This window comes from Rhizobium phaseoli (genome assembly GCF_003985125.1).
Taxonomy (GTDB): domain Bacteria; phylum Pseudomonadota; class Alphaproteobacteria; order Rhizobiales; family Rhizobiaceae; genus Rhizobium; species Rhizobium phaseoli.
Genome location: NZ_ML133571.1, coordinates 177,572 through 198,622 on the forward strand (window position 1 = coordinate 177,572; position 21,051 = coordinate 198,622).

Below are 21,051 nucleotides of genomic sequence, written 5' to 3' on the forward strand. Positions count from 1 at the left end.
TCCATGGTGCTGTCGATGTTAGTCGCAGTTGAACGCCGCGATTCGATAAAAATGCTGCCAGTTCAGCTTATGGTGAGAGTTGCTTGCCGCTCTCCGATCTTTCCGGAGATCTGTGGGAGGCTCCAAGCCGATGTCACGGAGAAGGCGAGAGTCAAACCGCGAGAGCTCGCTCAAGCTTCGGCGGCACCTTCGCTGATGCTTCAGCAGCATCCGAACGGCTTGCAAAGTGCCTACGATACTGAGGTGCAGCAACTGTAGTTCGGCTTCGGAATGCTTAGTGGCAGCCATACTTGCCTCTCCTTTGACTGGCTCAAGGCGCTCCGTCTTAATCGAACAGGATCAGTCGAGATCGACACGCTAGTTTCAGGAGATTGATGCGTGCGGGAGCGAGGTCATGCCGCTTGCTGCCGAGAGAATCGCGATTGCTCTTGCCAGCGGAGCGCGCCGAGGTCGGCCATCGCAAGACGAACCGCTGCTCCAGGGCAGCGCCTGGACGAAGCTGGCGAGGGCTGCAACAGTGGGACTGGGAAAAAGACGTGGGTCGATGAAGGTCGATCGCCGGCCGGCAATCCCGGCCCGTATCTCAAGCTGTCATGGCTTTCCGAAAACAGAAACTTAGAGAATTGATGGCGACCCCTGCAGGAATCGAACCTGCGACAACCTGCTTAGAAGGCAGGTGCTCTATCCAGCTGAGCTAAGGGGCCGTCCGGCGGCCGCGTTTACGAAGCGCGACCGGATGCGGCATATGTGGACGAGAAATCTCAATGCGTCCAGGGCTGCGTGCGGGTATAGCGGAAATTGTCGGGATAGGCCACGACCTGGCGCGCCGGCTCCTTCGGCGCGATGACGCGATATTCGATGCCGTTGCGCTGGGCATAGGCCTCGGCAAGCGCCTGCGTTTCAAAGGTGAGTTTTACCTGCTGGCGCATATCGCCCGAGGAGGTGTAGCCCATGATCGGATCGATCTTGCGGGGGGATTCCTGATCGAATTCAAGCACCCAGAGATGGGTCTTGGCCTTGCCGGACTGCATGGCGGTCTTAGCAGGACGATAGATCTTGGCAGGCATGACTGCGGCATCTCCGAATATGCGGGGACAGCGCCCGCCTTTCATGGTCTCAATCCCGTCGCCGGGCCTCGCTTCGTCGCCAAGGATGGCGCGAAGAGATGAATTTTGCTTATCCGCGAATCCCCGTTTTTTCAAGAAAAAAGGCAGATCAGCAGCACCACAGGCATCGCCACCCTAGCGAGACGGCAGTGCAGCAGGGAATAGAAGGCAACCGGCAGATCGGGCGGCTGCGGACGTTCTTGACTCATGCCCCCTCTGCCATCTGCTTCCAATACACCGATTTCCAGACGGTTGCGCAATATTACCGGCTGTCTCATGTTGTGATTGCAACCTGATTGCCGCAACCAGCCGCGGGAACTAGTTTACGGCCCAATCGACTTCAGTGGGTTTGCACGCATGATGAGACGCTCGGCAGAGTTCAATGCCATTGTAATAGGAGCCGCCATTACCGCGTTCTTCTATGTCGCCATCAGCTATGCCCAATACATCGGCCTGCTCGACGGCGGCTAAGGCGGAACCTTACCGGCGCCACATTGCGCCACGCGGCCGAATTGACGGCACTTCGAGATTTTCGGTGTTGCGTCCACTGGCCCGGTGAGAAATCTCCGCGTAGAGCTGGATTTATGGGTTGCTAGGGCGAAGTGAACCGTGTATTCCCCCTGCCAATCACGGCACGGAGTGTAGCGCAGTCTGGTAGCGCATCTGGTTTGGGACCAGAGGGTCGGGAGTTCGAATCTCTCCACTCCGACCATTCAATACCCTGATATCCTTGATTTCCGATAGCCGCGCCGCAGCCTGCGGGCGCGCGAGCTTTGAGCGCCGTCACTTCGCCTTTGTCGTCGTGGCGCTCATGATCCTGTCGCCCACCTTGATTCCCAATTTGCCGACAATGCCGGCATTGAGTTCGACGACGTATTTCACCGGGCTCATCGAATCGATGATGTCGCGCGAATAGGGCGTTGCGTTTTGCTTGATGTGGCGGATCGTGCCGGCATTGTCGGCAAAGAGCATGTCGAGCGGCAGGATGGTGTTTTCCATCCACATGGCGACGCGCCGCGGCTCGCCGAAATCGAAAATCATGCCGGCGTCATCGGCCATCGTCTTGCGGAACATCAGTCCCTGGGCGCGCTGGTCGGCGGTCACCGCGACCTCGACGGTGAAATGCAGCGTCTTGCCGGCGGCCGTCTGGATGAGCAGCGGCTCCTTGTCGAACCGCATCGGCTCCTCGGCCAGGGCCGGTAGGGCGACCAAGAAAAAAAGCGCCGTAATGGCGCTTCTGATCGCATGAAGGACGAGCCCCCGCATCTCAGTGCGACCGGCTTGCCGGGCTCGGAATATCGGGATGAATTTCTGCGGCCATCAGGCCCTTTTCGCCGTCGCCGAAGCGGACGAGAACCACCTGACCGGGGCGCAGCTCCGTCAGGCCGAAACGGCGAAGCGTTTCCATATGCACGAAGATGTCTTCCGTGCCCTCGCCGCGCGTCAAGAAGCCGAAGCCCTTGGTGCGGTTGAACCACTTGACCAGCGCACGCTCAAGCCCGCTCGTGGCGGTGACCTGCACATGGGTTCGTACCGGCGGCAGCTGCGAGGGATGAACCGCGGTCGACTGATCCATCGAAAGGATCTTGAAAGCCTGGTAGCCGCGCTCGCGACGCTGGATCAGGGCAACGATGCGCGTTCCCTCGAGGATCGTCTGGTAACCGTCGCGGCGCAGGCAGGTTACATGCAGGAGGACATCCTGCATACCATTGTCCGGTACGATGAAGCCGAAGCCTTTGGCGACGTCGAACCACTTGACGACACCGGTGATTTCAACAAGATCGACCGTCTCTGACGACAGCTCGTCGAGATCGGTGTATTCGTTCGATGAAATCCTATCAGCCATAGTCGCCAGCCCCTAAATACGCGTCACACTGTTACGGTTAACTGATTCTTGAAATCAAGATTAACATCTTGGTAACGGATAAGCGCAAGTCCTAGTTTTCGGTTATTCCCAGCTGCACATTTTATGATGATGACTTGCCCGAAGCTGACCACGGCTTGCCGTTCAGGGCCAGCCCCAATAAAGGAGTAGATAGAATGCGTTATCTTCATACAATGGTTCGCGTCAAAGACCTGGACGCTTCGCTCGCCTTTTATACCACCCTGTTCGGGCTGGAGGAGATTCGCCGCCACGAAAACGAGAAGGGCCGTTTCACCCTGGTTTTCCTGGCTGCCCGCGACGATCTCGAACGTGCGCGCAGCGAAAAAGCGCCCTGCCTCGAGCTCACCTACAACTGGGATACAGAGGATTACGGCGGAGGACGCAACTTCGGCCATCTCGCCTATGAGGTCGAAGACATCTATGCGATCTGCCAGAAGCTGATGGACAACGGCATCACCATCAACCGGCCGCCGCGCGACGGCAACATGGCCTTCGTGCGCTCCCCCGACGGCATTTCGATCGAAATCCTGCAGAAGGGAAGCCCGCTTCCAGCCGCCGAACCCTGGGCGTCCATGGGCAATACCGGCGCCTGGTAAAGGGCTTTTGCCGCAAGGCTTTTGCGAAGCTTGCGGCTTTTGCGATTTCGGGTCCGGCCGGCGCCTTGGCGCTTGCCGCGATCCGGCCCGGCAGGCAATCTCCAGCCGACTCGACGCGGAAAAGGGCGATTTTTGGCCGTTTTCTGCATCAACTGGAGACTGGTTGCTTGCGTAACAATGAGATGCGGATGCCCGCAACGGGCGCTTTGCTGATCGCCACCTCGCTGCTGGCGCTGTCCGGCTGCGCATCGGACAAGAAGGCGCTCGATTCAGCCGCCGCGGTTCCGGTGGTTCCGGCAACAGCGGCCGCAGCGCCCGAGCTTGCCGGGGCAGCGCCCGCGAAATCTGCGCCACGCTCGGTCTACTCCGATCCCCGGCTCGTCAATGTCTCCGGCGCCCAGGCCGCGCCCCAAGGCGTGGCGGCGAATCCGAATGCCGTCGTTCCGCCGGCCGATCCGGCAATGGCAGCGCCTGCCAATATCGGCGGACTGGTGATGCAGTCGACACGGATCAACGCCCAGGCAATGAGCATCTTTTCCGATCACCAGCCGCTGCCGCAAAACAACAGCACGTCCACCATCATCCAGCCGCAGGCCTATGCGCCGACTCAGGGCGTGGCACCGACAAGAAGCAGCGTCTACAGCCAGCCTGCCGTGCCCGCACAACCGGAGACGCCGGTGCTGCCGCAGCAATCCTCGGAGAACGCCGGCATGCAGCCTGCGCCGGTTCAAACCGCCTCGATGGCGACAAGCGGCATTCCGGCCTCGACGACCAATGCGCTCTACAGCGCGCCGAAGCAGAACCTGCTCGGCAGCCTGTCTGGCCTCCTGCACAAGGCCGCCCTGCCCGGCATGACGCGTGTCGCGCCGAACGGGCTGCATGTCCAGAACGATCGTGTCGAGGTCGGCTGCTTCAAGCCCGACCTGTTGAAAGTGATCAAGACGGTCGAGAACCATTTCGGCCGACCCGTCATCGTCACCTCGGGCTACCGCGACGAACAACATAACCGCCTGGTCGGCGGCGCTGACGAATCGATGCACAAGAGCTGCGAGGCCGCCGACATCCAGATCGACGGCGTGTCGAAATGGGATATCGCCGCCTATATCCGCTCCTTGCCCGATCGCGGCGGCGTCGGCACCTATTGCCACACGGATTCCGTCCATCTCGACACCGGCAAGAGCCGCGACTGGAATTGGGGCTGCGGCGGCAAACGCGCCCCCATGACGACCGCCAGAGCGATCTGATATCGCCCGCATGGAATGGCATCCCGTAACGTCAGCTTGGTTTTCCACGCTTCCGGCAAGCCATACAAGCCGTTGATTCGGCAGTGGTAATATCCAATGCTGGCACCGCGAAAATATCTGTCATTTTTTTGAAAAAAATCGAATTTGCCGCTTGCGGCTTTTGAAGGTGCTGACTATAAGGGCGCCACCACGAAGGAAGCGCCCTTCGTCTATCGGTTAGGACACCAGATTTTCATTCTGGGAAGAGGGGTTCGACTCCCCTAGGGCGTGCCATTATCTCCATATCGAAGTTATCGCATCCGCTTGCAGAAGTCGGTATGCGCGCCTATTTTAACAAAACCGGCCTGCGCCCTTCGTCTATCGGTTAGGACGACAGATTCTCATTCTGTAAAGAGGGGTTCGACTCCCCTAGGGCGTACCACATTCGGGTTAGAGCCTTCTCTTTGGCGAGCGCGCGCCGCATCAAATCCGATTCATAGACGAGGCGACCGCTGCCGGCATGTCCTCGAGGCGGCAGGTCTGGCAAGGCGTCGCGCAGAGCTCCTGTCGGCGGCGCGTGGTGCCGCCCAAACGATCCGCCAGGCTTGAATTCCTCCGGTCCGCCATACCGTTCGCCGCGATTTTCCACAGCCGCAAAAAAAACGGCGAAAACGATGATTTTTTCGCGCCTTGGCGCTTGCGGCTTTTGAAGGTGCTGACTATAAGGGCGCCACCACGAAGGAAGCGCCCTTCGTCTATCGGTTAGGACACCAGATTTTCATTCTGGGAAGAGGGGTTCGACTCCCCTAGGGCGTGCCACTTTCCCCATTTCGAATTCCTCGTCATCAGCATTTTTGCGTGGCCTTCTATTTTGCCGGCGCGGCATCGCAGACGCGCATCTGGATACGGCGGGCGCCCTGGTAATGATCGGCGCCGAGCGTACCCGCCACATGCAGGCTGGCGCCGCGTGAATTGACGAGAAGATTGCCGAGCGCCGTATCGGCGGCGCGGAAGGCGATTCCATCGAGCCGCGTCCCGTCCATTGCCTCCAGCGTCACCTTCACATGTTTCTCACCGACCAGACGGGCGTCGCGCACACGGTGCGCCGGCACGGCAAAGAGCGGCTGGGCGTGGCCGGAGCCATAGGGCCCAGCCGCCTCCAGGCGGTCAATGAGATCGAGCGTGGCACCGCTGGCGCCGATCGCCCCGTCGATCTTCAGCGTCTCATTGGCGACGAGATTCGCGACCGTCCTTGCCGCCTTTTCGGTGAAGAAGGTTCTGAGCCTGCCGAGATCGGCGCGCTCAACGGTCAGCCCGGCGGCCATGGCGTGGCCGCCGCCCTTGACGAGCAGCCCCTCGTCGACCGCCGCCCGCACCATTCTGCCCATGTCGAAGCCGTTGATGGAGCGGCCCGAGCCTGTGCCGCGACCGGAGGGATCGAAGGCGATCGCAAAGGCCGGCCGTTTGAACTTTTCTTTCAGCCGTGCCGCGAGCAGCCCGACGATGCCGGGATGCCATTTCTCGTGGGCGGTGACGATGACGGAGGCGCCCTCGCCGTCGCCATATTCGGCCAGCGCTTCGGCTTCCGCCTCCTGCAGCATCATGGCCTCCATGGCCTGGCGCTCGCGATTGAGTTCGTCGAGGCGCTGGGCGATGATTTCAGCTTCGCCGGCATCGTCGAGCGTCAACAGGCGGCTTCCGAGTGCGGCATCGCCGATTCGTCCGCCAGCATTGATGCGCGGGCCGATCAGGAAGCCGAAATGATAGGGTGTCACCGGGCCGGCGAGCCCGGCCTTGCGGAAGAGTGCGGCAAGCCCGGCATTGCTCTGGTGACGGGCGGCGACCAGCCCCTTGACCACATAGGCCCGGTTGAGCCCCTTCAGCGGCACGACATCGCAGACGGTCGCGAGGGCGACGATGTCCAGCCATTGCAACAGGTCGAGGGCCAGGATGCGCTTGTTTCCGGCCGCGCGCAGTAATCTTAACGTCGCCACCAGCACCATGAAGACGACGCCGGCCGCGCACAGATGCCCCTGCCCCGAGAGATCGTCCTCGCGGTTCGGGTTAACAAGCGCGTGGCAGGGCGGCAGCTCATGTGTCACCTGGTGGTGATCGATAACGACGACATCGATATTGCGTGCGGCGGCAGCTGCAAGCGCCTCGTGACTGGTGGAGCCACAATCGACGGTGACGATCAGCCGGGCGCCATTGTCGATCAGCTGGTTGATCGCCGCCGGATTGGGGCCGTAACCTTCAAAGATCCGATCGGGAATGTAGATGTTCGCCTTGACGCCGAAATGGCTGAGAAAGCGGAACATCAGCGCCGATGAGGCCGCGCCGTCGACGTCGTAGTCGCCGAAGATCGCCACGTTTTCGCCGCGCTCGATCGCGCTCACGAGGCGGGTCGCCGCCTTCTCGCAGTCGGTCAGCGTGTGGGGATCGGGCATCAGGCTGCGGATCGTCGGATCGAGAAATTCGATCGCCTCGTCCACCGGGACGCCGCGCCCGGCGAGGACGCGAGCGATCAGATCCGGCAGCCCGTGAACCTGCGACATGGCGAGCGCCCGATTCTGGCCGGCCTGATCGAGCCGCGCAACCCAGCGATTGTCGAGCGCGGATTTTTCCACGCCGAGAAACGCGCGCTGTACCGGATCGACGAGATCTGCCATGCCAAACTCCGCTGATGTCATCTGTTCTTTCTACAGGAGCAGCGGAGATAACATAGCGATGGACTTGCAGACACGGATTTTTACCAGAAGATCGCCCAGACGATCATGGCGATGCCGCCGATTTGCACCAGCAGGAACGATAAGAGCGTCAGCAGAATGGCCCAGTTGCGGCCTTCGGTTTCTTCGCCGTCAATGTCATCGGGAATATCGTCGCGATTGTCGCGATGGAGCGGCTTGAGAACTTCCTCAGGCACATCAGGATGGTTTGGCGGCACCTCGCTCGAGAAGCCATACCCCTTCCCGGCATGGCTGTCCTTGCTCATGAAATTCTCCACGCCGACGACTCACCATCTGTGGTTTTATTTATATCAATATTTGCGCATTTGTTAATATAGACTTCCGTACGGGTGGGTTGCACGATGAACAGAAAAAGCCGCCCCGCCATCGCGAACTGCCGCGAAGTTGATGTCCAACTTTCGCGGGTAGTTCAAGAAGACAGGGCGGCTCGTGTTCCCGAACCGGAAAGGATCAAGCTTCCTCTTTCGGCCGCTCGATGCGGATGACCTGCGGCTCGCCGAAGAGATAACCTTCCGACTTGATCGAGGCCACCGCTTTGCGCACCGATTCCTCCATCGTCGCATGGGTAACGAGAATGATTGTCTGGTGGTGCGACGGCGCCAGATGCTGCTTCGAGCGCTGAACGATCGATTCGAGCGAGATGTGGTTTTCGGCCATGCGGGTTGCGACGCTTGCAAAGACGCCGGTGCGGTCGAGTACCGTCAGGCGGATGAAATAACCGCCCTCATGGCTCTGCATCTGCGCTTTACGGTAGGGCTCCAGCGCCTTCGCAGGATGCCCGAGCGCCGGCACGCGCTGGGCGCCCGGCTGGCTCTTGGCGATATCGGCGATGTCACCGAGCACAGACGAGGCTGTAGCATTGCCGCCGGCGCCGGGGCCGACCATCAGCAGTTCGCCGAGTACGTCGGATTCGATCGCCACCGCATTGGTGACGCCGTCCACCTGGGCGATGACCGAATCGACCGGCACCATGGTCGGATGCACGCGCTGCTCGATACCGGTATCGGTGCGCTGGGCAACGCCGAGCAGCTTGATGCGGTAGCCGAGTTCGGCCGCGGCATTGATATCCTCGATCGAGATGTTGGTGATGCCTTCGAGATAGATGTCGTCGGCCGCGATGCGATTGCCGAAGGCGAGCGTCGTCAGGATGGCGAGCTTATGGGCGGTGTCGTTGCCTTCGATATCGAAGGCGGGATCGGCCTCGGCATAACCCAGCCGCTGCGCTTCCTTCAGGCATTCGGCGAAGGAAAGCCCTTCCTTCTCCATCTTGGTCAGGATGTAATTGCAGGTGCCATTCATGATGCCGTAGATGCGCGAGACGGCATTACCGGTCAGCGATTCACGCAGCGCCTTGATGACGGGGATGCCGCCGGCGACCGCCGCCTCGAAGTTCAGGAGCGAGCCCTTCTCTTCGGCGATCGTCGCAAGCTCGACGCCGTGATAGGCAAGCAGCGCCTTGTTGGCAGTCACCACATGGAGACCACGCTGGAGTGCGGTGCGCACCGAGACGTTGGCAGGGCCTTCGGCCCCACCCATCAATTCGACGAAGACGTCGATATCGCCCTTCTCGGCGAGATCTTCCGGCCGGTCGAACCAGGTGACGCAGGAAAGGTCAATGCCGCGGTCCCGTGTCTTATCGCGCGCGGAGACCGCCGTGATGGTGATCGGACGCCCGCAGGTGACGGCAAGCTCGTTGCTCTTCTGCTGAATGATGCGGACAAGCGAGGCGCCAACGGTGCCCAAGCCCGCAATGCCGATTTTGAGGGCATCTGCCATGGATCGATCCTGAAATGTCTGTGTGGCGGCAGCCGCGGAAAGCGGCTGCCGAGAGTTGAGATTAGCGGTGAGCGTTCAGCGAAATGACGTTATGCATCGTCTCGTCCGCCGTCGACATGAACTTTTTGATGTTGCGCGCAGCCTGGCGGATGCGGTGTTCGTTCTCGACAAGCGCCAGACGAACGTAATCGTCGCCCTGTTCGCCGAAGCCGATACCCGGGGCAACGGCAACGTCGGCCTTCTCGACCAAGAGCTTGGAGAATTCCAGCGAACCGAGATGACGGAACTTTTCCGGGATCTTCGCCCAGGCGAACATGGTCGCAGCCGGCGGCGGCACGTCGAAGCCGGCCTTGCCGAAACTTTCGACCATGACGTCGCGGCGGCGCTTATAGACATTGCGGACTTCCGCAATGTCGGAACCATCGCCATTCAGCGCGTGGGTCGCCGCCACCTGGATCGGCGTGAAGGCGCCGTAGTCGAGGTAGGACTTGACGCGGGTCAAGGCGGCGATCAGCCGCTCGTTGCCGACGGCAAAACCCATGCGCCAGCCGGGCATGGAGAAGGTCTTCGACATCGAGGTGAACTCGACCGTCACATCCATTGCGCCCGGCACTTCGAGAACCGACGGCGGCGGCGCGCCGTCGAAATAGATCTCGGAATAGGCAAGGTCGGAGAGCACGATAATGTCGTGCTTCTTGGCGAAGGCGATGACGTCCTTGTAGAAATCGAGCGTCGCCACGAGAGCGGTCGGATTCGAGGGATAGTTGAGGATCAGCGCCAGCGGCTTCGGGATCGAATGCCGGACGGCGCGCTCGAGCGGCGGGAAAAAGCTCTCATCCGGCTCAACCGACATGGAACGGATCACACCGCCCGCCATCAGGAAGCCGAAGGCGTGGATCGGATAGGTCGGGTTCGGGCAGAGGATGACGTCGCCGGGCGCGGTGATCGCCTGCGCCATGTTGGCGAAGCCTTCCTTGGAGCCCAGGGTGGCGACCACCTGCGTATCCGGGTTGAGCTTGACGCCGAAACGGCGGGCGTAATAGGCGGCCTGGGCGCGGCGCAGGCCCGGAATGCCCTTGGAGGACGAATAACGGTGAGTGCGCGGGTCCTGCACGACCTCGCACAGCTTGTCGACGATCGCCTGGGGAGTGGGAAGGTCAGGGTTTCCCATGCCGAGATCGATGATATCGGCGCCGCCCGCTCGCGCGCTTGCTTTCAAACGGTTGACCTGTTCGAAAACATAAGGCGGCAAACGCCGGACTTTGTGAAACTCTTCCATTTCATTCCCCATGGAAAGGCGGCATTTCGGGCCGCAGTCGAAGTTCGTTCCGTCTTCCGGCGGCTGCGACACGAACTTCAGAATCGCAGCGCCGTATTCATCAGACCCAAGCCACGCGGCAAATCTTTGACGAAAAGGCCGCGCAAGGCGCATTATCAGGAAAATCGCATCTTCCGATCCTTGCCGAAGGCTTTGCGTCCAAATCGCTTGAAAGGCAAGGTCTATTTGGAGATTTCGGAGAGCGTCTGCTCGCCGTGCTCGGCGGCCAGGCGGCGCATTTCGGCGACCTTGGCCTGATATTCGGCTTCCGAGATCGCGCCGGCCTTGCGCCGGGCGGCAAGCGCGGTCAGCTGATGCTGCAGCTCGGCCGCCTGCTCGTCGCTCATCTGGACATTGGCGGCCGTCAGCGGCGCGCCGAAATTCGGATAGCCGTCCGGCGACTTCGACAGGCCACCTTCGACCGCATCGCCCTTGGTGGCCGGCATGACGACGGCGGTCGGCGCAGCGCGCTTGGCAGCGGCCGCGGCCTTCTCCTCCGCCGTCAGATTGCATCCGGCAAGGGCCATCGCCGCCGCGGCGCAAATCAATGCGGTGCGGTTGAAGGTTGCGATCCGCCGAATGCCGTTCTTCGTCATGCCTCAAAATCCAGTTCTGACTGCCTCGACTGTTAAATTTGTCGCAGCCACAAAGCAATAGCACGAGCCGATGCGGGTGGAACTTGTTTTCTCGTTCGATCACGATGTACAACGAACGGATAAAAAGGGTGCTGCCGCCGGAGGAAATGGTGACCGACAGCAAGCAGGAGAGTGGCGGCCAGAAAAATGGCGGCAAGGCCGGTTTCGACACAACCGATCTCGATCCCTATGTGTTGAAGGATCCCGAGACCATGGCGATCAATTTCGCCCGGGCGCTCGAAAATCTCGGGCAAGCCGCTTCGGCCTGGCTTGCGCCGCGCGAACGCGGCGAGATCACCGAAACCGCCATCGATCCGATGGCCGACATGGTCAAGACGCTGTCCAAGGTCAGCGAATACTGGATTTCCGATCCCCGCCGCACCTTCGAGGCGCAGACGCAGCTGATGTCTTCGTTCTTCGGCATCTGGATGCGCTCGATGCAGCGCATGCAAAGCATGAGTGGGGGCGAGCCCCTGCCGCCCGAGCCCGACACCCGCAAGGACAAGCGCTTCTCCGACGAGGACTGGCAGAAGAATCCGTTCTTCGATTTCCTCCGCCAGGTCTATTTCGCCACCAGTGACTGGGTTGAGAAGCTGGTGTCGGAGACCGACGGCCTCGACGAGCACACCAAGCACAAGGCCGGCTTCTACGTGAAGCAGATCACCGCCGCGCTTTCGCCGAGCAACTTCATCCCCACCAATCCGCAGCTGTATCGCGAGACGATCGCCAGCAACGGCGAAAACTTGGTGCGGGGAATGAAGATGCTCGCCGAGGATATCGCCGCCGGACATGGCGATCTGCGCCTTCGCCAGACCGACATGACGAAATTTGCCGTCGGCCGCGACATGGCGCTGACGCCGGGCAAGGTGATCGCCCAGAACGACATCTGCCAGATCATCCAGTACGAAGCCTCGACCGAAACGGTGCTGAAGCGGCCGCTGCTGATCTGCCCGCCCTGGATCAACAAATTCTATATTCTCGACCTCAACCCGCAGAAATCCTTCATCAAATGGTGCGTCGACCAGGGGCAGACCGTCTTCGTCATTTCCTGGGTCAACCCGGATGCGCGCCACGCCGAGAAGGACTGGGCGGCGTATGCCCGCGAAGGCATCGATTTCGCGCTCGAGACGATCGAGAAGGCGACCGGCGAGAAGGAGGTCAATGCCGTCGGCTATTGTGTCGGCGGCACGCTGCTGGCGGCGACGCTGGCCTTGCACGCCAAGGAGAAGAACAAGCGCATCAAGACCGCGACGCTTTTTACCACCCAGGTCGACTTCACCCATGCCGGCGATCTCAAGGTCTTCGTCGACGAGGAGCAGCTTGCCGCGCTTGAAGAGCATATGAAGTCAGCCGGCTATCTCGACGGTTCGAAGATGTCGATGGCCTTCAACATGCTGCGCGCTTCCGAGCTGATCTGGCCCTATTTCGTCAACAGCTACCTCAAGGGGCAGGAGCCCCTGCCCTTCGACCTGTTGTTCTGGAACGCCGATTCAACCCGCATGGCGGCGGCAAATCATGCCTTCTATCTGCGCAACTGCTATCTCCGCAATGCGCTGACGCAGAACGAAATGATCCTTGACGGCAAGCCTGTGTCGCTGAAGGACGTAAAGATCCCGATCTATAATCTCGCCACCCGCGAGGATCACATCGCCCCCGCCAAATCCGTCTTCCTCGGCAGCCGGTTCTTCGGCGGCAAGGTGGAATTCGTCGTCACCGGCTCGGGACATATCGCCGGCGTCGTCAACCCGCCCGACAAGAAGAAGTACCAATTCTGGACGGGCGGCCCAGCCAAGGGCGAGTACGAAACCTGGCTTGAGCAGGCGAGCGAGACGCCGGGATCGTGGTGGCCGCATTGGCGGGCCTGGATCGAGACGCATGACGGCAGACGCGTTGCGGCGCGCAAACCCGGCGGCGATGCGCTGAATGCGATCGAGGAAGCGCCGGGCAGTTATGTGATGGAACGCGTCTGACAGATACCGGCCCCATCTCTTTTTGAGACGTCATGAGAAAGCGCAACACCGCGTAAACAAATTAGAAACCATAATTCGTCATCCTTGCGAAACAGTCGGATGTCGCAAGCGGTCTAAATTCGGCCAATTTGCGCCATTACCGGCCCCGGCGAAATGTAGACAGTCAGTGCCGCCGGCCTGCGTAGCGAGTTTGAAAGACGAGTTTAGTATGGCGTTTGCGGTCGGGGCGTTTGATGGCGCCACCTCTCTTGGCGGATCTGCTTTTCGTTCACGCAGATCTCGCGGTTTTCTTTACGGCGTCGTTGGCGCCGGACTTCTGACCTCCACATGGCTGATCGCGACCTTCGCGACAATGCATTCGATCGGCGCACCGGTTTCGCCGTCCGAGAGCTTTACGCATGTCGCGTCGGCGTCGAAGCCCAAGCGGGCGACGTCTCACGAACGACTGATTCACGTTGGCAAAGCCGATCGGCTGGCCGCCTTCGATGCCAAGCCGGTCGTAGCCCTGACGACTCATCTCATCCAATCGCATGCGCAAAAGACCAATGCCGCCGCAGCGGCATCGCTGGCGCTCGCAAAGAATCGCCTTGTGAACCCTGCCGAACCGCCGGTCGCCGTTGCCGCAGCAACGCCTTCCGACACCGCGAAATTCGTCAAGGACGATAGCGTCACGCAGCCGGTTGAGCTTGCCCGGGCGGAGGCGGAAGAGAACGAGGATGACCGCATCATCATTCCGTCCAAGGAAGCCGTCGCTGCCGTTGAACTTCCTGCCCTGCTCGCCCTTGCCGATGCCGGGCCGCAGCAGATTGCGCCGGCCCCGGTCGAGCCGGCCGCGCCCGCCGTCAAGACGGCGTCGCTGCCGCAGGAAAAGCCTGCGCCGGTAGAAGTTGCCGAGGCCGAAGAGCGGCAGCCCTTCGATCTCGTGCTGGCGCCGGACACCGGTTCCGTACCGCTGCCGATGGCACGTCCGGACGGCCTGATCGGCAAACCGGCCCCGGGCTCCCAGAGAGCGCCGCGTTCGGCCGAGCCCGTCCTTGCCTACGCCAAACCGAATTCTGTAATCGAAGACGACGAGGACGACGCAGTCCCGCGTTACGACAAGCCGGTCTTCTCGCCGAAGCTGCGCGCAGGCGTCGCCATCTACGACATCGAGAACAGCACCGTCTATCTGCCGAACGGCGAACGGCTGGAGGCCCATTCCGGCCTCGGCAAGATGCGCGACAATCCGCGTTACGCCAACCAGAAGATGCGCGGACCGACGCCGCCGCACACCTATATCCTTACCATGCGCGAAGCTCTTTTCCATGGCGTCGCGGCGATCCGGCTGACGCCGGTCGAGGGTTCGGATGCCATCTATGACCGCGTCGGCCTGCTCGCCCACACCTACATGCTCGGCAAGAACGGCGATTCCAACGGCTGCGTCTCCTTCAAGGATTACAAGCGCTTCCTGGCCGCCTACAAGCGCGGCGACATCAAGCAGCTGGTGGTCGTGCCGCGGCTGAACAACAAGCCGGCTTCGACGCTTGCCTCGCTGTTTTCATCGCGCGGCTGATGGATATGAAGACAAGCAGCTGCTTGTCCTCGCGGAACGCTACTTCAACCAGCCAGCAATTCGCTCCACCGCCTCGGCGATCTCCGCCTGCGAGCCCGCATAGGATAGACGCAGGGTGCGATGCCCCTCCAGCGGATCGAAATCCAGGCCCGGGGTTGCGGCGACGTTGATTTCGGCGAGCATGCGTTTGGCAAAACCCATGCTGTCATTGGTGAAGCGGGAAACATCGAGATAGGCGTAGAAGGCGCCGTCCATCGGCGAAGCCGGTGTAAGGCCGATCTTCGGCAGGCGGTCGAGCAGCAGGTCGCGGTTGGCGGCATAACTTGCTTTAACGCGATCGAGCTCGTCGCCTGCGCCAAGAGCGGCGGTGGCGGCGATCTGGGAGAGTTCGGGCGGGGAGATGTAGAGGCTCTGCGCCACCCGCTCGATCGGCCGCACCAGGCGTTCGGGCAGCACCATCCAGCCGATTCGCCAGCCGGTCATGCAATAATATTTAGAGAAGGAGTTGATGACGATCACCTCGTCGGTCAGTTCGAGTGCGCTCGCCTCCTCGCCGGCGAAAGTCAGCCCGTGGTAGATTTCATCGGAAATGAAGGCGATGGAATGGGCCGCGCAGTAATCCGAAAGCGCCTTCAGCCCCTCGCGGCCCGTCACCGTGCCGGTCGGATTGGCGGGGCTGGCGAGCAGCGCACCCTTCAGTCTGACACCGCTTTCTTTCTGCACCGCCTCGAGGCTCTCGGGGGTAAGGGTGAAATGGGTCTCGGCCGTCACCGGCACCTCGACGACCTTCAGACCCAGGGCGCCAAGAATATTGCGATAGGCGGGATAACCCGGTCTTGCGATCGCCACCGCATCACCGGCATCGAAAAGCGACAGAAAGGCGAGATTGAAGCCGGCCGAGGAGCCAGTGGTGACGGCGATGCGCGCGGGATCGATCTCCAGGCCGTGCCGATCCTTGTAGTGCCAGGCAAGTGCAGATTTCAGCCGCGCCGTTCCCAGCGCATCGGTGTAACCGATCCGGCCCTCGGCAAGGGCTTCGCGCGCTGCTTCGAGCGCCGCCCGCGGTGCCGGATGCGAAGGCTGGCCGACCGCCATCGAGATCACGGGATGGCCGCCGGCGCGCCGTTTCGTCGCCTCGGCCAGGACATCCATGGCATGAAAAGGCTCGACTTCGCTGCGTTTGGATATGGAAAACAAGATCGTTTCTCGCTCGACTTCTTCAATGGCGGCCCGACAATTGCCGCATTAATCGGCTCATCACAATCCCGCGAGCGTGACGCGGGGATGAAAAATTCCTGTTTGAGCAGAACCAAACGCACCGTACCTTGACGCGACGCATTCAAGTCCATTAACCCGGCGACGGTCTTCTCGACAGAGAGAGGCCACATCGCCGATGACGAGGATAACATGGCATTTTTCCCGAAAACCTTCACCGCGCTGGCGCTTGCTGCATCGATTGCCCTTCCGTTTCCGGCAGCAGCGCTCGACGACCAGCAGAAGAAGGAGTTCGGCGAATTCATCAAGCAGTACCTGATCGAGAATCCCGAGATCATGCTCGACGTCCAGGAGGCACTGCAGAAGAAGCAGGAAGCCCAGCGGTTGGTGAAAGCCAATATGGCGATCCAAGAGAACACGACCGACATCTTCGATTCGAAGAACGACGTTGCGCTCGGCAATCCGAAGGGCGACGTCACCGTCGTCGAGTTCTTCGATTATAATTGCAGCTACTGCCGCCATGCGCTTCCCGACATGCAGGCAATGCTGAAAAAGGACAAGAACGTCCGATTCGTGCTCAAGGAATTTCCGATCCTCGGGCCGGATTCAGTCGCCGCCCACAAGGTGGCGGACGCATTCCGCAAGCTGGCGCCGGAGAAATACGCCGATTTCCACGTCGCCCTGCTCGGCAGTGAGGGCCGCGCCTCGGACGAAAGCGCGATCGCTGTCGCCGCCTCGCTCGGCGTCAGCGAAGACAAGATCCGCGCGGAGATGGCGAAGAGCCCGAATGACGGCATCGTTCAGGCGACCTACCAGCTCGCCTCCAGCCTCGGCATTAGCGGCACGCCCTCCTACGTGATCGGCAACGAACTAGTGCCGGGCGCAGTCGGGCTCGACGATCTCGAAGCCAAGGTCAAGAATATGCGCAGCTGCGGCAAGACCGCCTGCTGAGCAAAGCGAGCATCTCATCAAGTCGCCAAAATCGAAGCGTTTCAGCCATGTGGACAAATGTGGCGCGATTCCGGCTGGCCAATCCGTAAGGGCTTTCATTCGGCCTTCGCGGAGTCTATAGGTTGCCGTCGTGCATTTTACGGAACATTCGATGACGCAAACGATTTTTGTCCTGAACGGCCCCAACCTGAACATGCTGGGTAAAAGAGAGCCCGGCATCTATGGCGGCAAGACGCTGAAGGACATCGAGGCGGACTGCAAGGTCGCTGGCCGCGAACTCGGCTTCGATATCGATTTCCGGCAAAGCAACCACGAAGGTACGCTTGTCGATTGGTTTCACGAGGCCGACGAAAAGGCCGTCGGCGTCGCCTTCAATGCAGGCGCCTATACACATACCTCGGTCGCGCTGCACGACGCGATCCGCGCCATTTCCATTCCCGTCGTCGAGCTCCACATATCCAACGTTCATGCACGGGAAGAATTCCGCCACAAGTCGATGATCGCGCCGGCATGCAAGGGCGTGATTTGCGGCTTCGGGCCTCACAGCTACATCCTGGCGCTGCATGCGCTGAAGAACATCACGGCATAAAAAGAAGACAGGGCAACACCATGGCTGAAAAGAAATCGGGTATCGATCAGGCACTGATCCGCGATCTCGCCAACATCCTCAACGAGACGGATCTGACGGAGATCGAGGTCGAACAGGACGATCTGCGTATCCGCGTGTCGCGCACCGGCGCGACGCAATATGTCCAGGCGCCGATCGCAGCACCGGCCTTCGCAGCCCCGGCAGCAGCCGCCGCTCCGGCAGCAGCCGGCGCAGCCCCGGCCGCACCGACCCGCAACCCGGCCAATGTCGTCAATGCGCCGATGGTTGGCACCGTCTATATGGCGCCGGCTCCGGGCGCGCGTCCCTTCATCGAAATCGGCGCCACGGTCAAGGAAGGCCAGACGCTGATCATCATCGAAGCGATGAAGACGATGAACCAGATCCCCTCGCCGAAGTCGGGCAAGGTGACCGAAATTCTCGTCGATGACGGACATCCCGTCGAATACGGCCAAGCCCTCGTCGTCATCGAATAGGCCCATGCCCATGATTTCGAAAATCCTCATCGCCAATCGCGGGGAAATCGCCCTTCGCGTGCTCCGGGCCTGCAAGGAGCTCGGCATCGCTTGCGTCGTGGTGCATTCCACCGCCGACGCCGATGCCATGCATGTGCGCCTTGCCGACGAAAGTGTGTGCATCGGCCCGCCCTCCTCGCGCGAGAGCTATCTCAATATCCACCAGATCGTCGCCGCCTGCGAGATCACCGGCGCCGACGCCGTGCATCCGGGCTATGGCTTCCTCTCCGAGAACGCCAAGTTCGCCGATATTCTCGACGCCCATGGCATCACCTTCATCGGGCCGACGGCTGATCACATCCGCATCATGGGCGACAAGATCACCGCCAAGACGACGGCGCTGGAACTCGGCATTCCCGTCGTTCCGGGCTCGGACGGCGAGGTAAAGACCGAAGAGGATGCGCTGCGGACGGCCGCCGAAATCGGCTATCCCGTGCTGATCAAGGCGACCGCCGGCGGCGGCGGACGCGGCATGAAGGTCGCCAGGAGCGAGGCCGACCTGATCGAGGCCTGGTCGACGGCGCGCACGGAAGCGGCAGCGGCCTTCGGCAACGATGCCGTCTACATGGAAAAATATCTCGGCAAGCCGCGCCACATCGAAATCCAGGTTTTCGGCGACGGCGAAGGCAATGCCATCCATCTTGGCGAACGCGACTGCTCGCTGCAGCGCCGCCACCAGAAGGTCTGGGAAGAGGCGAATTCGCCGGCACTCAACGTCGAGCAGCGCATGAAGATCGGCCAGATCTGCGCCGACGCCATGAAGAAGCTGAAATATCGCGGCGCCGGCACGATCGAATTCCTCTACGAGAACGGCGAGTTCTATTTCATCGAAATGAACACCCGCCTGCAGGTGGAGCATCCGATCACCGAAGCGATCACCGGCATCGACCTTGTGCACGAGCAGATCCGCGTCGCTTCCGGCGGCGGCCTGTCGGTGACGCAGGACGAGGTGCATTTTTCCGGCCACGCCATCGAATGCCGTATCAATGCCGAGGATGCGCGCACCTTCGTGCCCTCGCCCGGCACGATCACGCATTTCCATGCGCCGGGCGGCCTTGGCGTGCGCATCGATTCCGGCGCCTATCAGGGTTACAAGATCCCACCCTATTACGACAGCCTGATCGGCAAGCTGATCGTGCACGGCCGCACCCGCGTCGAATGCATGATGCGGTTGCGCCGTGCGCTCGATGAATTCGTCGTGGACGGTATCAAGACGACGCTGCCGCTATTCCAGGAACTCGTCTCCAATCAGGATATCGCCAACGGCGACTACGACATCCACTGGCTGGAACACCACCTCGCCAACACACCGGCGGCATAGGACAGGAATGGCAGGATCGCGCAGGAAGTCACCAGGCATCACCCCTGACATTCTCCTGCGCGCCTATTCCATCGGCCTCTTTCCGATGGCGGAATCCGCGGACGACCCGGAGATCTTCTGGGTCGAACCGGAGTTGCGCGGCGTGTTGCCGCTCGATCATTTCCATATATCGAAGAGCCTCGCTAAGACGGTGCGCCGGAATCCTTTCGAGATCCGTTTCGACCACGCCTTCGAATCGGTGATCGCGGCTTGCGCAGAGGAGACGTCGGGTCGCCCGAGCACCTGGATCAACCAGACAATCCGATCGCTTTATTCGACGCTCTTCGACATGGGCCACGCCCATACCGTTGAAGCCTGGGACGGCGATGAACTGGTCGGCGGCCTCTACGGCGTCTCGCTCGGCTCGGCCTTCTTCGGCGAAAGCATGTTTTCACGCCGCACGGACGCTTCGAAGATCTGCCTCGTGCATCTGGTCGACCGGCTCAGGAACAAGGGCTTTACCCTGCTCGACACCCAGTTCACCACCGAGCATCTGAAGACATTCGGCGCGATCGACGTTCCGAAGGCCGATTATGCCCTGCTGCTTGCCGCCGCGATGGAATCGCCACACCTGAAGTTTTAAGCACGTTCGTTTCATCCCTGCGTTGATTTTCCGGCCGATTTCAGTAGCTTCCGGAAAATACAATGGGGGATAGAATTTTGAGACGATATTTCGCGGCGGCGATGCTTTTCGCCCTACTTGCAGCTCAGGGCGAGGCACGCCCCTATCAGGAGATGTTTCCTGGCAGAACCGATTTTTCCGAGGCGGAAAAACCGTTACTGGAAAAGCTCGATTTTCAGCAGGGTGCGATCAAGCTGCCTGAAGCGAAGGCGACGCTCAATGTGCCCGCCAACTTTTACTATCTCAGCCCCGCCGACACGAAGACGGTGCTTGTCGATATCTGGGGGAACCCTCCGGCGGCGGCTGATGGAATGCTGGGGATGATCTTCCCGGCAAAATACGCGCCGACCGATCCGGAATCCTGGGGATCGATCGTGGAATACAGCGCGGACGGTTATGTCTCAGACAGCGATGCCGCCACGACGAATTACGACGAACTGCTGCAGAACATCAAGGATTCGATCAGCGAAAGGAATCCTGAGCGCGAAAAGCAGGGCTTCCCGAAGATCACCCTGGTCGGCTGGGCATCGGCCCCACACTACGACAAGCCGGCGCATGCAATGCACTGGGCGCGCGATCTGATTTTCGGCAACGACACGCAAACCGAGCACACGCTGAATTATTCCGTGCGGGTATTCGGTCGCGAGGGTGTTTTTGAATTCGACTTCGTTGCCGGACTCGGACAGCTGAAGGAGATCGAGGAGGTCATTCCGACGGTCACGAAGCTCGTGCAGTTCGACAAGGGAATGGCCTATGGCGACTATGTCGACGGCGACAAGATTGCGGCCTACGGCATGGCGGGAATGATCGCCGCAGGCGCTGGCGCCAAGATTGCCGCAAAGGTAGGGCTGCTCGCCCTTGCCCTTGCCTTCTTCAAAAAGGCCGGCATCCTCGTCGTCGTACTGGCCGGCGGTGCGCTTCGCTTTGCCAAGGGCCTTTTCACAAGGAACAAAACGCCGACCGCATAGGGGCG

The 21,051-nt window shown here is 60.8% G+C and carries 22 protein-coding genes and 5 tRNA genes; 16 read left to right on the forward strand and 11 right to left on the reverse strand.

What is annotated here, in order from left to right; genetic code table 11:
* Nucleotides 1-18 precede the first annotated feature (18 nt).
* The 3 genes from EFD56_RS33700 to EFD56_RS14365 form a co-directional block, all read right to left on the reverse strand.
* Complete coding sequence (locus tag EFD56_RS33700) at nt 19-288, reverse strand: YjiS-like domain-containing protein (RefSeq protein ID WP_016732930.1); 270 nt, start codon at nt 286-288, stop codon at nt 19-21.
* 339 nt (nt 289-627) lie between these two features.
* A tRNA-Arg gene (locus EFD56_RS14360) sits at nt 628-704 on the reverse strand.
* Nucleotides 705-761: 57 nt separating this feature from the next.
* Nucleotides 762-1,067, reverse strand: coding sequence for an ETC complex I subunit (locus EFD56_RS14365; protein ID WP_004675942.1), 306 nt, complete (start codon nt 1,065-1,067; stop codon nt 762-764).
* 98 nt (nt 1,068-1,165) lie between these two features.
* On the opposite strand from EFD56_RS14365, the gene EFD56_RS14370 reads away from it, so the two are divergent.
* On the forward strand, nt 1,166-1,402 hold the full coding sequence (locus tag EFD56_RS14370; protein ID WP_126905583.1) for a hypothetical protein: 237 nt from the start codon (nt 1,166-1,168) through the stop codon (nt 1,400-1,402).
* A gap of 339 nt (nt 1,403-1,741) precedes the next feature.
* A tRNA-Pro gene (locus EFD56_RS14375) sits at nt 1,742-1,818 on the forward strand.
* A gap of 71 nt (nt 1,819-1,889) precedes the next feature.
* On the opposite strand, the gene EFD56_RS14380 is transcribed toward EFD56_RS14375, so the two are convergent.
* On the reverse strand, nt 1,890-2,372 hold the full coding sequence (locus EFD56_RS14380; RefSeq protein WP_126905584.1) for a DUF192 domain-containing protein: 483 nt from the start codon (nt 2,370-2,372) through the stop codon (nt 1,890-1,892).
* Between the two features lies 1 nt (nt 2,373).
* Nucleotides 2,374-2,952 (reverse strand): cold-shock protein, encoded by a 579-nt coding sequence (locus EFD56_RS14385; RefSeq protein ID WP_004675946.1) that lies wholly within the window; start codon nt 2,950-2,952, stop codon nt 2,374-2,376.
* 194 nt (nt 2,953-3,146) lie between these two features.
* Between EFD56_RS14385 and gloA the strand changes: the two genes are divergently transcribed.
* From gloA to EFD56_RS14410, 5 genes are all read left to right on the forward strand, one after another.
* A complete protein-coding gene (gene gloA / locus EFD56_RS14390; RefSeq protein WP_126905585.1) occupies nt 3,147-3,587 on the forward strand; it encodes a lactoylglutathione lyase in 441 nt (146 codons plus the stop codon).
* A 167-nt stretch (nt 3,588-3,754) separates the two neighbouring features.
* Nucleotides 3,755-4,831, forward strand: coding sequence for a YcbK family protein (locus EFD56_RS14395; protein WP_126905586.1), 1,077 nt, complete (start codon nt 3,755-3,757; stop codon nt 4,829-4,831).
* A 198-nt stretch (nt 4,832-5,029) separates the two neighbouring features.
* Nucleotides 5,030-5,104: transfer RNA gene (locus EFD56_RS14400), tRNA-Glu, on the forward strand.
* Nucleotides 5,105-5,177: 73 nt separating this feature from the next.
* Nucleotides 5,178-5,252, forward strand: a tRNA-Glu gene (locus EFD56_RS14405).
* A 302-nt stretch (nt 5,253-5,554) separates the two neighbouring features.
* Nucleotides 5,555-5,629 (forward strand) — tRNA-Glu (locus EFD56_RS14410).
* A gap of 47 nt (nt 5,630-5,676) precedes the next feature.
* On the opposite strand, the gene recJ is transcribed toward EFD56_RS14410, so the two are convergent.
* The 5 genes from recJ to EFD56_RS14435 all read right to left on the reverse strand — a co-directional run bounded on the left by recJ (nt 5,677) and on the right by EFD56_RS14435 (nt 11,247).
* Complete coding sequence (gene recJ, locus EFD56_RS14415) at nt 5,677-7,479, reverse strand: single-stranded-DNA-specific exonuclease RecJ (RefSeq protein ID WP_126905587.1); 1,803 nt, start codon at nt 7,477-7,479, stop codon at nt 5,677-5,679.
* Nucleotides 7,480-7,559: 80 nt separating this feature from the next.
* On the reverse strand, nt 7,560-7,802 hold the full coding sequence (locus tag EFD56_RS14420) for a hypothetical protein (RefSeq protein WP_126905588.1): 243 nt from the start codon (nt 7,800-7,802) through the stop codon (nt 7,560-7,562).
* 205 nt (nt 7,803-8,007) lie between these two features.
* Nucleotides 8,008-9,333 (reverse strand): homoserine dehydrogenase, encoded by a 1,326-nt coding sequence (locus EFD56_RS14425; protein ID WP_126905589.1) that lies wholly within the window; start codon nt 9,331-9,333, stop codon nt 8,008-8,010.
* Nucleotides 9,334-9,394: 61 nt separating this feature from the next.
* A complete protein-coding gene (locus EFD56_RS14430) occupies nt 9,395-10,612 on the reverse strand; it encodes an LL-diaminopimelate aminotransferase (RefSeq protein ID WP_029531151.1) in 1,218 nt (405 codons plus the stop codon).
* Nucleotides 10,613-10,833: 221 nt separating this feature from the next.
* A complete protein-coding gene (locus EFD56_RS14435) occupies nt 10,834-11,247 on the reverse strand; it encodes an SHOCT domain-containing protein (protein ID WP_004671231.1) in 414 nt (137 codons plus the stop codon).
* Between the two features lie 146 nt (nt 11,248-11,393).
* Here EFD56_RS14435 and EFD56_RS14440 point away from each other — a divergent pair, with 146 nt between their 5' ends.
* Nucleotides 11,394-13,256, forward strand: a complete 1,863-nt coding sequence (locus tag EFD56_RS14440) for a PHA/PHB synthase family protein (protein WP_225881647.1) — start codon at nt 11,394-11,396, stop codon at nt 13,254-13,256.
* 208 nt (nt 13,257-13,464) lie between these two features.
* A complete protein-coding gene (locus EFD56_RS14445; RefSeq protein WP_126905590.1) occupies nt 13,465-14,808 on the forward strand; it encodes a DUF2778 domain-containing protein in 1,344 nt (447 codons plus the stop codon).
* Between the two features lie 39 nt (nt 14,809-14,847).
* Here EFD56_RS14445 and EFD56_RS14450 read toward each other — a convergent pair whose 3' ends face one another.
* Entirely contained in the window at nt 14,848-16,005 is a 1,158-nt protein-coding gene (locus tag EFD56_RS14450) for a pyridoxal phosphate-dependent aminotransferase (protein ID WP_126905591.1), read from the reverse strand.
* Between EFD56_RS14450 and EFD56_RS32610 the strand changes: the two genes are divergently transcribed.
* The 7 genes from EFD56_RS32610 to EFD56_RS14480 all read left to right on the forward strand — a co-directional run bounded on the left by EFD56_RS32610 (nt 15,964) and on the right by EFD56_RS14480 (nt 21,046).
* A complete protein-coding gene (locus EFD56_RS32610) occupies nt 15,964-16,137 on the forward strand; it encodes a hypothetical protein (RefSeq protein WP_004671237.1) in 174 nt (57 codons plus the stop codon). The two genes, EFD56_RS14450 and EFD56_RS32610, sit on opposite strands and share 42 nt — an antisense overlap.
* 78 nt (nt 16,138-16,215) lie before the next feature.
* The gene (locus EFD56_RS14455; RefSeq protein WP_004671239.1) at nt 16,216-16,974 is read left to right on the forward strand and encodes a DsbA family protein; all 759 of its coding nucleotides are present in this window, start codon (nt 16,216-16,218) and stop codon (nt 16,972-16,974) included.
* Nucleotides 16,975-17,125: 151 nt separating this feature from the next.
* Nucleotides 17,126-17,563 carry a type II 3-dehydroquinate dehydratase gene (gene aroQ, locus EFD56_RS14460; protein ID WP_004671242.1) on the forward strand — a complete coding sequence of 146 codons (438 nt, stop codon included), beginning with the start codon at nt 17,126-17,128 and terminating at the stop codon, nt 17,561-17,563.
* A gap of 20 nt (nt 17,564-17,583) precedes the next feature.
* Complete coding sequence (gene accB, locus EFD56_RS14465; RefSeq protein ID WP_012483635.1) at nt 17,584-18,057, forward strand: acetyl-CoA carboxylase biotin carboxyl carrier protein; 474 nt, start codon at nt 17,584-17,586, stop codon at nt 18,055-18,057.
* A 4-nt stretch (nt 18,058-18,061) separates the two neighbouring features.
* Nucleotides 18,062-19,417, forward strand: coding sequence for an acetyl-CoA carboxylase biotin carboxylase subunit (gene accC, locus EFD56_RS14470; RefSeq protein WP_016732915.1), 1,356 nt, complete (start codon nt 18,062-18,064; stop codon nt 19,415-19,417).
* A 7-nt stretch (nt 19,418-19,424) separates the two neighbouring features.
* Nucleotides 19,425-20,039 carry a leucyl/phenylalanyl-tRNA--protein transferase gene (gene aat, locus EFD56_RS14475; protein WP_037138427.1) on the forward strand — a complete coding sequence of 205 codons (615 nt, stop codon included), beginning with the start codon at nt 19,425-19,427 and terminating at the stop codon, nt 20,037-20,039.
* Between the two features lie 62 nt (nt 20,040-20,101).
* Complete coding sequence (locus EFD56_RS14480) at nt 20,102-21,046, forward strand: DUF2167 domain-containing protein (protein ID WP_064818096.1); 945 nt, start codon at nt 20,102-20,104, stop codon at nt 21,044-21,046.
* Nucleotides 21,047-21,051 lie beyond the last annotated feature (5 nt).